The 15,098-nt window shown below is 70.4% G+C and carries 17 protein-coding genes; 11 read left to right on the top strand and 6 right to left on the bottom strand.

Going from position 1 to position 15,098, the window contains the following annotated elements:
* Positions 1–58 precede the first annotated feature (58 nt).
* From ACGFMK_RS08315 to ACGFMK_RS08300, 4 genes are all read left to right on the top strand, one after another.
* Positions 59–370, top strand: coding sequence for a hypothetical protein (locus ACGFMK_RS08315; RefSeq protein ID WP_392759595.1), 312 nt, complete (start codon positions 59–61; stop codon positions 368–370).
* Between the two features lie 71 nt (positions 371–441).
* Positions 442–1,533 (top strand): transglycosylase SLT domain-containing protein, encoded by a 1,092-nt coding sequence (locus ACGFMK_RS08310; RefSeq protein WP_392759593.1) that lies wholly within the window; start codon positions 442–444, stop codon positions 1,531–1,533.
* A gap of 19 nt (positions 1,534–1,552) precedes the next feature.
* Positions 1,553–2,731, top strand: a complete 1,179-nt coding sequence (locus ACGFMK_RS08305) for a pyridoxal phosphate-dependent aminotransferase (protein ID WP_392759591.1) — start codon at positions 1,553–1,555, stop codon at positions 2,729–2,731.
* 102 nt (positions 2,732–2,833) lie between these two features.
* Positions 2,834–3,022 (top strand): hypothetical protein, encoded by a 189-nt coding sequence (locus tag ACGFMK_RS08300; protein WP_392759589.1) that lies wholly within the window; start codon positions 2,834–2,836, stop codon positions 3,020–3,022.
* Between the two features lie 21 nt (positions 3,023–3,043).
* On the opposite strand, the gene ACGFMK_RS08295 is transcribed toward ACGFMK_RS08300, so the two are convergent.
* Positions 3,044–3,622: an HAD family hydrolase gene (locus tag ACGFMK_RS08295; RefSeq protein ID WP_392759588.1), complete on the bottom strand. Its 579-nt coding sequence runs from the start codon at positions 3,620–3,622 to the stop codon at positions 3,044–3,046.
* Positions 3,623–3,638: 16 nt separating this feature from the next.
* Positions 3,639–4,661, bottom strand: coding sequence for a threonine aldolase family protein (locus ACGFMK_RS08290; RefSeq protein WP_392759586.1), 1,023 nt, complete (start codon positions 4,659–4,661; stop codon positions 3,639–3,641).
* A 135-nt stretch (positions 4,662–4,796) separates the two neighbouring features.
* On the opposite strand from ACGFMK_RS08290, the gene ACGFMK_RS08285 reads away from it, so the two are divergent.
* The 3 genes from ACGFMK_RS08285 to ACGFMK_RS08275 are packed head-to-tail and all read left to right on the top strand — an operon-like array spanning position 4,797 to position 6,631.
* Entirely contained in the window at positions 4,797–5,306 is a 510-nt protein-coding gene (locus ACGFMK_RS08285) for a SigE family RNA polymerase sigma factor (protein ID WP_392759584.1), read from the top strand.
* Positions 5,299–6,000, top strand: coding sequence for a hypothetical protein (locus ACGFMK_RS08280; protein ID WP_392759583.1), 702 nt, complete (start codon positions 5,299–5,301; stop codon positions 5,998–6,000). Before ACGFMK_RS08285 ends, ACGFMK_RS08280 begins: the two co-directional genes overlap by 8 nt.
* Before the next feature lie 34 nt (positions 6,001–6,034).
* On the top strand, positions 6,035–6,631 hold the full coding sequence (locus ACGFMK_RS08275; protein ID WP_392759582.1) for a TetR/AcrR family transcriptional regulator: 597 nt from the start codon (positions 6,035–6,037) through the stop codon (positions 6,629–6,631).
* Positions 6,632–6,635: 4 nt separating this feature from the next.
* Here the strand turns inward: ACGFMK_RS08275 and ACGFMK_RS08270 are convergent, their stop codons facing one another.
* Positions 6,636–7,337 (bottom strand): FadR/GntR family transcriptional regulator, encoded by a 702-nt coding sequence (locus tag ACGFMK_RS08270; RefSeq protein WP_392759580.1) that lies wholly within the window; start codon positions 7,335–7,337, stop codon positions 6,636–6,638.
* A 154-nt stretch (positions 7,338–7,491) separates the two neighbouring features.
* Between ACGFMK_RS08270 and ACGFMK_RS08265 the strand changes: the two genes are divergently transcribed.
* Genes ACGFMK_RS08265 through ACGFMK_RS08250 form a run of 4 tightly spaced genes read left to right on the top strand, consistent with a single transcriptional unit; the run spans position 7,492 to position 12,593 of the window.
* Positions 7,492–8,790, top strand: coding sequence for an ABC transporter substrate-binding protein (locus ACGFMK_RS08265; RefSeq protein WP_392759579.1), 1,299 nt, complete (start codon positions 7,492–7,494; stop codon positions 8,788–8,790).
* A 1-nt stretch (position 8,791) separates the two neighbouring features.
* Positions 8,792–9,709, top strand: a complete 918-nt coding sequence (locus ACGFMK_RS08260; protein WP_392759577.1) for a carbohydrate ABC transporter permease — start codon at positions 8,792–8,794, stop codon at positions 9,707–9,709.
* Positions 9,706–10,527 carry a carbohydrate ABC transporter permease gene (locus ACGFMK_RS08255; protein WP_392759575.1) on the top strand — a complete coding sequence of 274 codons (822 nt, stop codon included), beginning with the start codon at positions 9,706–9,708 and terminating at the stop codon, positions 10,525–10,527. Before ACGFMK_RS08260 ends, ACGFMK_RS08255 begins: the two co-directional genes overlap by 4 nt.
* Positions 10,524–12,593, top strand: coding sequence for an alpha-galactosidase (locus tag ACGFMK_RS08250; protein WP_392759573.1), 2,070 nt, complete (start codon positions 10,524–10,526; stop codon positions 12,591–12,593). Before ACGFMK_RS08255 ends, ACGFMK_RS08250 begins: the two co-directional genes overlap by 4 nt.
* On the opposite strand, the gene ACGFMK_RS08245 is transcribed toward ACGFMK_RS08250, so the two are convergent.
* From ACGFMK_RS08245 to ACGFMK_RS08235, 3 genes are read right to left on the bottom strand one after another with little or no spacing between them, the layout of a single operon-like run.
* Positions 12,545–13,540, bottom strand: coding sequence for a lactonase family protein (locus ACGFMK_RS08245; protein ID WP_392759571.1), 996 nt, complete (start codon positions 13,538–13,540; stop codon positions 12,545–12,547). The genes ACGFMK_RS08250 and ACGFMK_RS08245 overlap by 49 nt on opposite strands.
* Positions 13,533–14,150: a bifunctional 4-hydroxy-2-oxoglutarate aldolase/2-dehydro-3-deoxy-phosphogluconate aldolase gene (locus ACGFMK_RS08240; RefSeq protein WP_392759569.1), complete on the bottom strand. Its 618-nt coding sequence runs from the start codon at positions 14,148–14,150 to the stop codon at positions 13,533–13,535. Before ACGFMK_RS08240 ends, ACGFMK_RS08245 begins: the two co-directional genes overlap by 8 nt.
* Positions 14,147–15,061, bottom strand: coding sequence for a sugar kinase (locus ACGFMK_RS08235; protein ID WP_392759568.1), 915 nt, complete (start codon positions 15,059–15,061; stop codon positions 14,147–14,149). The genes ACGFMK_RS08240 and ACGFMK_RS08235 overlap by 4 nt, the downstream gene beginning before the upstream one ends.
* Positions 15,062–15,098: the final 37 nt, after the last annotated feature.

The raw sequence follows: 15,098 nt of genomic DNA, 5'->3' as shown, positions 1-15,098 counted from the left end.
CTGGTCACGACGACGTCTGATCGGGCGGACACAAGTTTTCCGAAGGGGATGACGAACCGTGCCTGTCTACGACACCGACTCGATGGCCATCGCGGCCGGCCAGGTGGAGAAGCTGAAGGACGAGTTCGAAAAGTCCAAGCAGAAGGTCACCGGCTTGGACCACGAGAAGGAAAGCCCCTTCGGCGGTATGGACGACAACGGCGACGCGCACGGCGCGGTCGGCAAGTTCAAGGACGGCGTGCACAGCCAGTTCGACGCCGCGGGCAAGCACATGGAGGCGCTGGGGTTCGCCATGCGCAAGGCCGCCGGCCTGATCGCCGAAACCGACCAGGTCGGGGCGAGCGATCTGAAGCTGCACGTCGACAAGTGAACTGAGCAGGGGGCACGAGAGTGGCATTGAACGGGGTCGGCGCCGGGACACCGGACAATTGGGACGCCTTCATGAAGAAGGTCGATCAGGTCGAAAAGGTCAATCTGCAGAAAATCACCGACGCCGCGACGCAGTTCCGCGATGCCGGAAAGAACGCGGGTGACCACAACGCCTCGCTGAAGACCTCGACGGACTCACTGGACGCGCAGGTGTGGGCGGGTCCGGCGGCGGACCAGTTCTTCACCTACGTCCGCCAGGTCCGCGACGCCGGCACCAAGGTGCAGACCCACCTCGAGGACGTCGCCAAGGATCTCGACGACCTGCAGCAGAACCTCGCGCAGATCAAGAAGACCGTCCAGGACAAGCAGCTGGCCGCGGAAAAGGCGGTCAACGAACGCAACACCCAGGCCGAGACCGCCATGAACAAGGCGCTGGCCGACGCCAAGACGGCGGTCGACAACGGCAAGCCGGCCCCGAGTCCCAGCGCGGCCGAAATCCTCGAGACGGCCAAGGCCGACATCCACACCATCACCGCGGGTTACGACGGTGACGTGGCCGGGCTGCAGACCCAGGCCGACACCGCGATCAAGGCCTCGCAGACGCTGATGTCCCAGCAGATCGAGGGCGGTTACGACCAGGTGCCGCTGCCGGCCAGCTCGGCCGCGGCTCCCAAGAGCACCGGCGGCATCCACTCCAACGGCGCGTCCCACGGCGGAGGCGGCGGTGGGGGCGGCGGCGGCGGTGGTGGTGGCGGCGGAGGCGGTGGCCTCGGGCCCAGCGGCGGCCCGCCCTCCTCGCCGCCCCCGGGCAACGTCCAGCAGTGGATCCAGGAGGCCATCAAGGCCCTGCAGGCCGCGGGCGTGCCGGTGACCGACGCCGACATTCCGAACATCTGGGCGATCATCCAGCACGAGTCCGGCGGAAATCCGAACGCGATCAACAATTGGGATTCGAACGCGGCTGCCGGGCACCCCTCCAAGGGGCTCATGCAGTGCATCGACTCGACGTTCAACGCACACAAGCTGCCCGGCCACGACAACATCTACAACCCGGTCGACAACATCATCGCCGGGGTGAAGTACTCGATCGACCGCTACGGCGGCCTCGGGAACGTGCCCGGCATCAAGGCCATGGCCCACGGCGGTGCCTACCAGGGTTACTGAGCCGGGTTAGCCTGGCCGCATGGTCGACCTCGGAGCCTTCGCCGGGCCCGCGCTGCGGGCCGCGGTGCCGCCCTTCCACGTCATGGACGTCCTTTCCGCGGCCGGAGCCCGGCAGCGCAGTCACGGCGACCTCGTGTCGCTCGCGGCCGGGCAGCCGTCCGCGCCCGCGCCGAAGCCCGTCCTGGAAGCCGCCGAGAAGGCCCTTCGCAGCAGCACGCTCGGCTACACCGAGCAGCTCGGCGTCCCCGAGCTGCGGGAAGCCGTCGCCGGGCATTACCGGAACAGGTACGGCCTCGACGTCACCGCGCAGGACGTCGTCATGACGACCGGGTCGTCCGGTGGGTTCCTGCTGGCCTTCCTCAGCGCGTTCGACCCCGGTGCCCGGGTCGCGATGGCCCGGCCCGGCTACCCGGCCTACCGCAACCTGCTCTCGGTGCTCGGCTGCGAGGTCGTCGAGTTCGCGACCGGCGCCGACACGAACTTCCAGCCCACCGTCGCCCTGCTCGACGAGCTCGGGCCGATCGACGGCCTGATCGTCGCGAGCCCCAGCAACCCGACCGGCACCGTGCTGCCGCCCGGGGAGCTCGCCGCCATCACCGGCTGGTGCGCGTCACACGGCGTGCAGCTGATCAGCGACGAGATCTACCACGGCATCGCTTACGGGGCCGAGCTCGACTGCGCCTGGCAGTACGGCCGCGAGCCGATGGTGCTCGGCAGCTTCTCGAAGTACTTCGCGATGACCGGCTGGCGGCTCGGCTGGATGCTCGTGCCCCAGCGCCTGCACCGCGCGGTCGACGTCCTGACCGGCAACTTCACCATCTGCCCGCCTGCCGTCTCGCAGTACGCGGCGATCGCCGCGTTCACGCCCGAGGCGTACGCCGAGGCCGACGCGCACGTCGAGCACTACCGCGCCAACCGCGACCGGCTCTTCACCGGCTTGAAGGGCATCGGGCTGGACAAGCTCGCCCCCGCCGACGGCGCCTTCTACGCCTACGCCGACGTCAGCGCCCACACCGAAGACAGCCTCAGCTGGTGTCAGCGGCTGCTCGCCGACACCGGCCTCGCCATCACCCCCGGCGTCGACTTCGACCCGGTCGACGGCGGCAAGTACGTGCGGTTCTCCTTCGCCGGGAGCGCCGGCGACATCGACGAGGGCGTCCGCCGCCTGGGGGCCTGGCTGGGCCAGGGGGAACCCTGATTCATCCCTGAACGTTGCTCTCACGAGGGGAGTTTCACCGGCCGAGGTGGCACGCTTGAGTCACCAGGCCGGAGGGGCCGCGGGAACACATCGGAGGAAGCCATGTTCTGGAAGATCGTCGGCGGCCTGATCGTCGCCTGGGTGGCGTTCATGGTGCTGGGCGCCGTGATCGGCTTCGTGTTCAAGGCCGTCCTGTGGATCGCCATCATCGGCGGCATCGTCTTCCTGGGCGCGGCCGGCTACCGCGCCATCAGCGGCAAGAAGGACCCCAAGCAGATCAACCGCTACTGAGCGGGCCGGCGGCCCGGGGGCTCAGCCGAGCCACGCCCGGGCCGCGTCGGCGCCGTTCCACAGGCGGGCCTGGAGCCCGACCGCGTTCGCACCGTCCACATTGGACTGGCGGTCGTCGAAGAACAGGCAGTCGGCCGGCTTCGCCTCGAGCTGTTCGAGCAGCAGCTCGAAGATCTTCGCGTCCGGTTTGACACACCGGACGTCACCCGAGAAGAGCGTCACCTTGAACAGCCGCGCCCAGTCCTGGGCGCGGACCCATTCGCCGAACACCGACGGTGCGTTCGAGAGCAGGGCCAGCGAAGCGCCCGCTTCGGCGAGCGCTTCGAGCAGGTCCTTCGACGACGGTTCGAGGTGGCTCCAGCCCTCGACGTCGATCCGGGTCAGCTCGTCGGAGAGCGCCTCGTCGACCGGGGCGTCCAGCGCGTCCCCGACGGCCTGCCAGTACTCCAGCGGAGTGCTGCCGGCGTCGTACGGGATCCGCAGGTCCCAGTAGGCCTGCTCGAACTCGGGCAGCGGCACGCCCAGCTTGGCGGCCAGTTCCGGGCGGGCCGCGCTCGGCTTGCTGAGCACGTCGCCGTAGTCGAAGACGATCCAGTTCACAGGTTCCCCCAGGTGGTCAGGCGCCGGCCTTGAGCCGGCGCAGAGCTTCTTCGACGTCGGCCGCGCTCAGGTCCCGGTGCGTGACGAACCGGACCTTGCCCGCCATCGGCACCGCGCGGATCCCCAGCGAGTCGAGCCAGGCGAGTGCCGTCGGCACGTCGGGTACCGCGGCCAGCACGATGTTCGTGTCCGGCGTGTTCGCCGACCAGCCGTGCTCCCGCAGGCCCTCGGCCAGCCGCCGGGCGTTCTCGTGCGACTCGGCCAGGTCGGGGACGCGGTCCAGGGCCACCAGGCAGGCCGCGGCCAGCACGCCGCCCTGCCGGACGCCGCCGCCGAGCATCTGCCGCATCCGGCGGGCCCGTTCGACGAACTCCTTGCTGCCCGCCACGACCGAGCCGACCGGCGCGCCGAGGCCCTTGCTGAAGCAGGCCGACACGCTGTCGACGCCGACGGTCAGCGCGGCCGGGGGCACCTCGAGGGCCACCGCGGCCTGCCAGATCCGGGCGCCGTCGAGGTGCACGGTCAGCCCGGCGTCCTTTGCGACGGACAGCAGTTGGGCGTGCTCGTCGGGTGGGGTCACCGCGCCGCCCGCCGCGTTGTGCGTGTTCTCGAGGCAGAGCAGAGATGTCCGTAATGTGAAGTACGGTCCGGGTTGTCCGATCGCCGCTTTGAGGGCGTCCGGCGAAGGGCGCCCCGGGCCACCGTCGTGCTCCAGGGCCTCCGGCATACCGCCGGCCAGCCACGCGGCCGAGCCCAGCTCGTTGGTCAGCACGTGCGCGCCGCGCGTGGCGAGGAACCGGTCGCCGCGGCTCAGGTGCAGGCTCAGCGCGATCAGGTTGGCCATCGTCCCGCTCGGCGTCCACAGGGCGGCCGGCATGCCCAGGACGTCCGCGGCCCGCTCCTCCAGCGCCGCGATCGTCGGGTCGTGCTCCAGCACGTTGTCGCCGACTTCGGCGGAGGCCATCGCCGCGCGCATCGTGTCGTCCGGTTGCGTGACGGTGTCGGAACGGAAGTCCAGCGGCGGCAGCGTGAAGGTCACGGAGTGATCACATCACACCGGCCGGACGAGGATCAATGAGCCCTCGGGTGGTCGAACCCGGGCGGTCCGTGCAACCGTGGACGCCCCTGATTCCGTCCTACCCACCGACGACAACAGAGCGGAGCACGACAGCGCGTGGATCAGCGCGACGAGCAGGAGTTCGCGGAGTACTTCGCCGCCAGGCGGGACGCCGTGCGCCGGACCGCGTACATGCTCTGCGGCGACTGGCACCGGGCGGACGACCTCGCGCAGACGGCGTTCGTCGCGCTGCACCGGAGGTGGAAGAAGATCAGGGATCGCGCGGCGACCGACGCGTACGTGCGCAAGACGCTCGTGCGCGCGTCGATCGACGAATCGCGGCGTCCGTGGCGGCGTGAGTGGCAGACCGAGACGTTGCCGGAACGGGTCGACGACGGTCCCGGCCTCGACGACCTCGTGGCGACCAGGGAGGACCTGCTCGCGGCGTTGAAGGAAGTACCGCCCAAGCAGCGGGCGGTGCTGGTCATGCGGTTCTTCGAAGGACTGGACGTGACCGGCGCGGCGCAGGCGCTGGGCTGCAGCGAAGGCAACGTGAAGAGCCAGACCGCCCGCGGGCTGGCGAACCTCAAGCAGGTACTGGAACGGGAGGTGGAGACCAATGGATGAGCAGGAGCTGCGCTCGTTGTTCTCCGCCGCGCCCGGAGACGAGCCTTCGGCGGGTTTCACGCAGGAGGATGTCGTCCGCGAGTCCCGCCGCCAGACCCTGCGGCGCCGGAACCGGATCACCGCCGGGGTGAGCGCCGCGGCGCTGGTGGTCGTCGGCTTCGGAGCTTACGGACTGCTCTCGGGGGGTACCCCCGGGTTGACTTCGGCGAAGGACAACGCCGTGTCGGCGCAGTCGGGGCAACCCGGCCTCGGCCCGGCACGTCCTCAAGTCGGTGGGGAGTCACCGAACTTCTCCTCCACGCCGCCTCAGCAGGGGGGCAGCGGGGACGGGAAGACCGGCCAGCTGGCCGAAGGCGCCTCCGGGTGCGAACAGGTGGACGGGGAGCTCGCCATCGCCCTCGCTGGCGAGCTCCCCGTCCACGTCGCCGCTGCCCAGGCGTCCCCGGGCAGCGCCTGTACGACGGCGTCGCGGTCCGCGGGGTTCCCGGTTCCGGGCGGTGAGGTCGCCGCGGCTGTCTACCCGAAGGGCATCCCGGTGGCCTTCAAGTCCCAGCCGGCCGGCACGGTGACGGCCCAGGTGGCCACGATGTCCGGCGGCACGCTGGTGCTGGTCAGCGTCCCCGGCGCGCAGAACGCGGCCCCCTACGCGGGTGACGTCGACCGGTTCGCGCGCGAACTCGCGCCCCGCTTCTGAGCCGGGCCGCACCCGGTTGGCAGAATCTACGGTCATGACCGCCGCGGCCACGCCCAAGGGAGAACGACGGCGCGCCGCGCTCGTCGAGGCCGCCGCGAAGCTGCTCGTCGAGGGTGGCTTCGACGCCGTGCGGCACCGCGCGGTCGCGGAGCGGGCCGAGCTGCCGCTCGCGTCCACGACGTACTACTTCGACTCGCTGGAAGACCTGGTCGCCGCGGCCGTCGAGCACCACGGCAACGCCGAGCTGGCGACCGGCCGCCGCCGGCTGGAGGAGCTCGCGACCCGCAACCGCGGGGTCCAGGCGATGGTGGAGCTGGTTCTCGACCTGCTGCTCGGGCCGGAGAGCGGTGACGAGGAAGCGGACGCCGAGGCGGTGCTCCTGCGCTACGAGCGCCTGGTCGCCACCGGCCGCCGCCCGTACCTGCGCCCGCTGATGCGGACGCTGTCGGCGCAGCTCAACGAGCTGCTGACGGAGATCTTCGCGCGTTCGGGCACGCCGGTGTCCGAGGCCGAGCTGGAGAAGCTGGTCGCGCTGGTCGACGGCGCGGTCGTCAACGCGCTGATCGCCGTCGACCCGGCTCCGCGCGCCGCGGCGGCCCGGATGCTCCAGGCCGCCCTCGACGGCTCGTGACCCCTCACGACTTCTTGCGCTGAGCCTTCGCCAGGTCGTCACGGGACTTGGTGACCAGCGCCAGCATCGCCTGCTCGGCGGCGGCGGGGTCCTGGGCGATGATCGCGTCCAGCACCTTCCGGTGGGACGGCACCGGGTCCTCCGCCGCCGAAGCGCCGTGCACCAGCTTGTCGCGCTCGGCCAGCCCGATCGCGATGACGCGCTCCATCCGCATCAGGAAGTTGTTGTGGGTGGCGGCCATCAGCCGCCGGTGGAAGGCCAGGTCGGCCTGGACGCTGGCCTCGGCGTCGGTCGCCGCGGCCATGTCGGACAGCGCCTCGCGCAGCGAATCCAGGTCCTCGTCCGACGCCCGTTCGGCGGCGATGCGCGCCGCCGCCGGTTCGACGACCGTGCGGACCTCCGTCAGCTCGTCGAGCAGGCCGGGGTCGTCGGCGGCCGCGGTCTGCCAGCGCATGACGTCGGCGTCGAGCATGTTCCACTTCTCGCGCGGCTGGACGAACGTGCCGCGCTTCTGCCGCGCGTCGATCATTCCCTTGGCGGCCAGCACTTTCAGGGCCTCACGCAGGGCCGTGAGGCTGATGTCGAGCTCTTCGCGCAGCGCGGGCAGGTCGAGGACGGTGCCCTCGCCCCACTCGTCGGAGAGGATCCGGCTGGCCAGTGCCTCCACGGTCTGGCCGTGCAGCCCGCGTGGCCGGTGTTCGGTCAATGGAGGGCCCTCTCAGCTGGCGGCGGTCGTGCTGCGAGCATCCTACGCTGCCCACGAAGTCGTCATAAATTATGAATACATCTTGACACCGGCGTCGCCCGGTTGCACTCTTTGGCAGCAGTCACGCCAGTGCACATGACAAAGGGGTCACGACATGACGAGTGCAGGCCTGTCCCGCCGTCGTTTCCTGCGCAACGCGAGCTTGGCCGGCCTGGGCGCGATCGGGTCCGGCAGCTTCCTGGCCGCCTGCGCCACTTCCGCGTCCACCGGCCCGGTCAAGCAGGCCGCCGGCGCGGTGACCGTCCAGTCGAACCTCTCTTCGCCCGAGGCGAAGAAGGCGATCGAGGCACTGGCGAACGCGTTCAGCGCGAAGGGCGGCACGAAGGCGACGGTCAACACCGTCGCGTCCGAGACCTTCCGCACCCAGCTGCCCAGCTACCTCACCGCGGCCAACCCGCCGGACACCTTCACGTGGTACCCGGGTTCGCTGCTGTCCGGGTACGCGCGCAAGGGCCTGCTGCTCGACGTCGGCGACGTCTGGCAGACCATGGGCAACTACAGCGCGGCCTTCCGCTCCCTTTCCGGCGACGGCGCCGGGCACCAGGTCTTCGTCCCGACGTCCTACTACTGGTGGGGCTTCTTCTACCGCAAGTCGAACTTCGCGAAGTGGGGTGTGCAGCCGCCGACCAACTGGAGCGAGTTCCTCGCGCTGTGCGAAACCCTGAAGGGCAAGGGCATCGCGCCGATCGGCATGGGCGCCGGCGGCACCACGCCGTGGACCGCGTCGGCCTGGTTCGACTACCTGAACATCCGGATCAACGGCGCGCCGTTCCACCGCGAGCTGCTGGCCGGCAAGCAGCGCTTCGACGACCCGCGCGTCAAGAAGGTCTTCGACCCGTGGCGCCAGGCGCTGCCCTACACCGACCCGAACGGCACCGCGATCGCGTTCCAGGACGCCACGACCGTGCTGCTCCAGGGCCGCACCGGGATGATCCTGACCGGCACGTTCTTCGCCGACGCCGCCCCGAAGGACGCCCTCGACGACCTCGACTTCTTCCAGTTCCCGATCCTCGACCCGGCCGTGCCGGTGGCCGAGGAGGGCCCGACCGACGGCTTCTTCGCCAGCGCGCGCACCCCGCACGTCGCCGAGGTGAAGGAGTGGTTCTCCTACGTCGCGACGGCCGAGGCGCAGGAGCTCTACATCAAGAACTCCTCCGGCACGGTCCTGCCGACCAACCCCGACGCCAAGGACAACGGCACGCCGTTGGTCCAAAAGGGACGGAAGCTGCTCACCGACGCCAAGGAGATCACGCAGTTCTTCAACCGCGACTCCTCCGACGCGCTGCAGCCGACGGCCGACGCCGCGCTGATCCGGTTCATCCAGAAGCCGAACGAGCTCGACTCGATCCTGAGCGACTGGCAGACCGCCGCGCAGAAGGTCTGGCAGTCCTGAGATGGCGGTGCTGACCGCGGAACGACCCAAGACGGCCGCGCGGGCGGCGAAACGTCGTCGCCGGATCTCGCCCGTGCTGCTGGCGTTCGTCCTGGTGCCCCTCGTGGTCGAGGGGTTCTGGGTGTTCTGGCCCGCGTTGCAGGGGTTCTACCTGTCGCTGACGAACTGGGACGGCGTCTCCGCGCCCGAGTTCGTGGGCCTCGGGAACTTCGCCGAGATGTTCTCCGACGACATCTTCGGCACCGCCGCGCTCGACACGGTGATCTGGATCGTGCTCTTCGGCGGCCTCTCGGCCGTCGGCGGGCTCGCCCTGGCCACGCTGTTGCAGCGCGAGAGGAAAGGTGTCGGCTTCTACCGCGCGGCGCTGTTCACGCCGGTGGTGTTTTCGCTGGTCGCGACGTCGCTGATCTGGCAGGTGATCTATCAGCCGGACGGCGTGGTCAACAAGGTGTTCGGTGCGATCGGGCTCGGCAGCTGGCAGCACGCCTGGCTCGCCGACCCGAAGACCGCGCTGTACGCGGTGCTCGTCCCGGCGCTGTGGCGGCAGCTCGGTTACGTCATGGTGCTGTACCTGGCCGGGCTCAAGGGCATCGACCCGGCGCTGTACGAAGCGGCCAAACTGGACGGTGCCACGGCGTGGCAGCAGTTCCGCAACGTCACCTGGCCGCAGCTGCGCAGCGTCAACTCCGTGGTCCTGTCGGTGATCATCATCGACTCGCTGCGCTCCTTCGACGTCGTGTGGTCGATGACCAAGGGCGGGCCGTACCACTCGTCCGAGCTGCTCAGCACGTACATGTACGCGACGGCGTTCCAGTCGCTGCGGCTCGGGTACGCGTCCGCGCTGGCCGTCGTCATCTTCGTGCTGGCGTTCGGCGTGATCGTGACGTACCTCGTGCGCGCATTCCGGGAGGACTCGTGAGGAGGACGCGGACGGCCGGGTTCCACCTGCTCGCGGGTGGCCTCTCGGTGCTGTGGCTGCTGCCGATCGCGCTGGTGCTGACCACCAGCGTCCGGACGTTCTCGGACATCGCGTCGAACGGCCTGGGCGCGCTGCCCGCGTCGTTCTCGCTCGACGGCTTCGGCCAGGCGTGGGGCGAGGGCGGCGGCGGGCACGCGATGCTCAACAGCCTGATCGTCACGATCCCGACGGTGCTGCTGTCCCTGCTGCTCAGCGCGGCGGCGGCGTTCGCGCTCAGCCGCTACCGGATCCCGTTGCGGCGTACGATCATCCTGGTGATGTTGTCAGGAAACCTGCTACCGCCGCAGATCCTGCTGGTGCCGGTGGCGAAGCTGTCGGAGCTGCTCGGCATCTACGACACGCTGACCGCGCTGATCATCGTGCAGGTCGGGTTCGGCCTCGGCTTCTACACGTTCGTGCTGCAGGGGTTCATGCGGTCCATCCCGGACGAGATCCAGCAGGCGGCCCTGATCGACGGCGCCGGCGTCGTGCAGGTCTTCGCGCGGATCATCCTGCCGATGACCCGCCCGGCGCTGGCCGCGCTCGGCGCGCTGGCGTTCACCTGGACGTTCAACGACCTGCTGTGGTCGATCACCGTGCTGCGCACCGGCACGGTGATGCCGGTGACGCCGGCACTGCTCGGCCTGCAGGGGCAGTACGTGTCCAACTGGAACGTGATCGCGGCGGGCTCGGTCATCGCGGCCGTGCCGACGGTCGCGGTGTTCCTGCGGTTCCAGAAGCACTTCATCTCGGGGCTCGCGATCGGGGCGATCAAGTGACGTGGACCGTGCCGCTCGCGACCACGTCGTACACCGTGGCGCTGGATCCGTCTTCTCGATGGGCCGAGCTCGTCGCGTGGGGGCCGCACGGTGTCGAGGACGGCCCGTCGGTGTTCACGAACGCGGGCTCGGTGCACTTCATCACCGAGGCCGACGCGGCGCCGGTCGAGTACGCGCCGCTGGGCCTGCGCCCGTTCTCCGGCGCGGACGTCGCGGTCCGGGGCGGTTCGTGGTGGCGGTTCGACGGTGCTGTTTCCGACGGTTTCTTGCGACTGGCCTTTGTGGACGAACTGACCGGGCTGCGGGCGGAACTCTGTTACCAGCCGGTGCCCGGCACCGACGTGCTCACCCGCTGGGTCGAGTTCTCGAACGGCGGTGCGTCGACGCTGGAGTTCGACCGGCTGGGCTCGGCGGGCGTGTGCGTCCCGACGGTCTCCGGGGCGCGCCTGACCTACCTGACCGGGCAGTGGTCGCAGGAGTTCACGCGGCAGTCCGTTGCGCTGCCCGCGGGCGGGTTCCGGATGGAGAGCCGGTTCGGCGTCCCGGGCCACGCTCATGTGCCGTGGCTGGCGGTGCAGGACGCTTCCGGCGGCCCCGCCTACGGCGTTTCCGTGGAGTGGCCGGGCTCGTGGGAGATCTCCGCCGACGTGGAGCCGTCCGGGCTGACGCGCGTCCGAGCCGGCCGGCTGCCGTCACCGGGCCCGGTCCTCCTGGAACCCGGCGCCTCCCTGACGACTCCGCGCGTCGCCTTGGCGTCCAGTGTGGACGGTCTCGAGGGGCTGGCTTCGGTGTGGCACGACTACGACCGCGTGCTGGCCGGCTCCCGGTGGCGACGCCCGCGTCCGGTGCTCTACAACTCCTGGGAAGCCACAGGGTTCGACGTCCGGAGCGCACACCAGCTGGAGCTGGCCAAGCGCGCGGCCGGCATCGGCGTCGAGCTGTTCGTGGTGGACGACGGCTGGTTCACCGGCCGCGACGACGACACCGGCGGCCTGGGCGACTGGACGCCTGCGGAGTCCTCCTTCGGCGCATTCGTCTCTTCGGTGCGCGAGCTGGGCCTGGAGTTCGGCCTGTGGGTCGAGCCGGAGGCGGTCAGCCCGAAGTCGCAGCTGTACGCGTCGCACCCGGACTGGGTGTACCGCATCGACGGCCGCCCTTTGACATTAATCCGAAACCAGCTTCTACTGGACCTGGGTCTCCCCGAGGTGGTCTCCTTCGTCAAATCCACTTTGGACTCGTTGCTGTCGACGTACCCGATCTCGTACCTGAAGTGGGACATGAACCGCCCGCCAACGGAACGAGGACGTCCCGGTGCGCCTTTCGCGGACCTCGACGCGGAGCACGTCGCGGGCTACCTCGCGGTCCTGGACCACCTGCGCGTGGCCCACCCCCACGTGACGATCGAGGCCTGCGCGGGCGGCGGCGGCCGCACGGACCTGGCCACGGTCGCGCGCACGGACGTCGTCTGGCCAAGCGACAACACGGGCCCCCTGGACCGCCTGGCCATCCAGGACGGCTTCCTGCTGATGCACGCACCGCACCTGATGAGCTCGTGGGTGACGGACGCACCGGGCGTCTTCGACCCGCGCCCGAGGTCGCTGCGCTTCCGCTTCGTGACGGCGATGGCCGGGGTGCTGGGCATCGGCGCGGACCTGTCGAAGTGGTCTGACGCCCAACACGCCGAAGCGGCTTCGCTGGTTTCTCTCTACAAGCAGATCCGCAACGTGATCCACCACGGCGCCGCCCGGGTCATCCACGGCCCCGCCGAACCCACCGCGGCCACGCAGTACACCTCGGAGGACGGCGACACGGTGGTCGTCCTGGCCTGGAACACGGGCGCCCTGACCGGAGCACCGCTGGTCCCCGGCCGGTCGTCCCGGGTGCGCCTTTCGGTGGATCCGGACTCGTCCTATGTGGACTCGGCGGGAAACCGCTATTCGGGAGCGCACCTGAAGCACGCGGGCCTCCCGTTCGACTGGACGGCAGATCACGACGCCGACGTGGTGATCCTCCGGCTTCAGGGAAGCGAGACCGGCAGCACGAACGTCGGCGATCCCGTCGGATAGCGGCGCAGCTCGGACTCGCCCGACGCGGTCAGCGTGAACGCCGTGATCGCGTCGTCGCTCTGGGCTGCGACGTAACACGTGCCGTCCACCAGGGCGAAGTGGCGGGGGTTCGCGCCACAGGGCTGGTCGGCGACCGCCAGGGCCTCGTCGAGGGCGAACTCCGTCACGCAGTCCGGGCCGCGGTTCGACACGTACATCCGTGAGCCGGTCAGCTCCAGGTGGGCCACCAGGTTCGGCGTCACCGAAGACAGCGTCGAGGCAGTCACCGACACCACCGAAAACGCGCCCGGCGACGTCTCGCGGACCGTCACCACCGTTCCGGCCAGCTCGCCCACCACGTACGCCAGGTCGGTGCCAGGACGCCGGACGAGCTGGCGTGGACCCGTGCCCGGCGGCAGGGACGAGACCGCGAGCGGCGTCAACGAGCCGTCAGAAGACAGCGTGTAGCTGCGGATCTCGTCCGTGCCCAGGTCGACCGCGCTCACGATGCCGTCGCCGGGAACCGCCATGTGGACGTGCGCCGCTTCCTGCCGATCCGCGGACGGGCCGCTGCCGGTGTGCTGGACCAGCGCCGTCCGGGAGCCCAGCGCACCGTCGGGAGACAGCGAGAACACCGCCAGGCTGCCGCCGGTGTAGTTGGCGCACAGCAGGAACCGGCCGTCCGGGGTCACCGCCAGGTGACACGGGTGCGCACCGCCCGTCTCCACCGTGCCCAGCACCGACAACGCGCCGGAGGAATCGAAAGAAAGCGCCGTCACACCGCCCGAAGCCGTCTCGTTCGCCGCGTAGATCACCGGCAGCGACGGGTGCCGCGTCAGCCACGACGGCGACTCCAGCGGCAGCGAGGCGACCTCGGTCAAGCCGGAGGACGATCGCGAGAACGTCGTGATCCCGGTGCCGTTCCCCGCGTCGCCGGTGTAGCAGCCGACGAAGACCAGCTCAGCCATGCGCGCTCCTCAACAGCGTCTCGACGCGGGCGGAGATCTCCTCGGTGGTGCCGCGGGTCAGCGCCGAGCCGACCCCGCAGGCCACCGCGCCCGCCGCCAGCCAGCGTGGCACGTCGTCCGGGCCGATGCCGCCGGTGGGTACCAGGGGCGCCTGCGGCAGCGCGGCCCGCACGTCCTTCACCCACGACGGGCTGAGAGCGGAAGCCGGGAACACCTTCACCGCGTCGGCGCCTTCCTCCAGTGCCCGCACGATTTCCGTCACCGAGCCCGCGCCCGGGAACGCCGCGACGCCGTACCGGTGGGCGGTGCGGATCACCGCGGCGTCCACCGACGGCGACACCAGGAACCGCGCGCCGGCGCGGATCGCCAGCACCGCCGACGCCTCGTCGAGCACCGTGCCGGCGCCGATCGTCGCGTCCGGGTACGCCGCGGACAGCCCCGAGATCGCGTCCAGCGCGCCCCGATTGGTCAGCGGCAGCTCCACCGAGCGCAACCCCGCCTCCAGGACAGCCCGCGCCGCCTCCACCGCGGATTCCGCGTCGTGCGTGCGCACGATCCCGACGACGCCCTGGCGCAGCGCGTCCGCCGTGATCTCCCAGCGGTAGGTCATCGGTCCACCTCCGTGCCGATCAGTGCCTTGGCCAGTTCGCCCTGGTCGGGCAGGCCTTCGAGGTCGGTCCGCGTGCCGACGACCAGCGCCGCGCAGGCCGCGCCCGCGCGCAACGCTTCGGCCGGCGACGCGCCCCGAAGCCAGGCCGACAGGTAACCCGACGTCAGGGCGTCCCCGGCCCCGACCGGGTCGACGATCCGCGTGACCAGGCTTTCCTGCTTCCACGAGCCCTCCGCCGTGACGGCCCGCGCGATCTTGTCCCGCTGCTTGACGACCACCGTCTGCGCCCGGCCCGCGAGCAGCGCGTCCGGCGACTGCCCGAGCAGCTCGAGCTCGTCCTCACCGGTGAAGACGAGGTCCGCCCTGCTCAGCAGCGGCCCGACGGTCTCGCGCCAGCGCTCCGGACGGCCGAGCTTCAGCCGGACGTTCGGGTCGAAGGACACCCAAGCGCCCGAAGCGCGTGCAAGCGCGAAGAGCACTTCGACGGCTTCGCGCGCGTCAGGCGAGAGCATCGCGGTGATGCCGGAGACGTGGACGAGCCGAGCGCCGTCGAAGCCTGCTTCGCGCACGTACGCGGCTGACAGAGCCGAAGCAGCGGAGCCGCTTCGGTGGTACTCGACCGTCTCGGTGTCCCGGATCAGGAAGCCCGTGAAGCGCGTGGGATCGACCTCGACGCGCGAGACGTCGACGCCGTCCGCGCGCAGCGTCGCAAGGATCGAAGCGCCGGACGGGTCGTCGCCGACGCGGCTCAGCCAGCGGACGCCGTGCCCGAGCCGGGCCAAGCCGACCGCGACGTTCGTCTCGGCGCCGGCGACCGACGAGGTGAAGGTGTGCGCGCGCCGCAGCGCGACGCCGGGCTCGGCGAGCAGCAGCCGCATCGCCTCGCCGAGAGTGACGACTTCGGTGTTCATCGAGAAGAGCATAGCGCGTGAAATCTTAATTTAGGAT

Source organism: Amycolatopsis sp. NPDC049252, assembly GCF_043197175.1.
Taxonomy (GTDB): Bacteria; Actinomycetota; Actinomycetes; order Mycobacteriales; family Pseudonocardiaceae; genus Amycolatopsis.
This window is presented reverse-complemented; position numbering and strand designations above follow the sequence as displayed.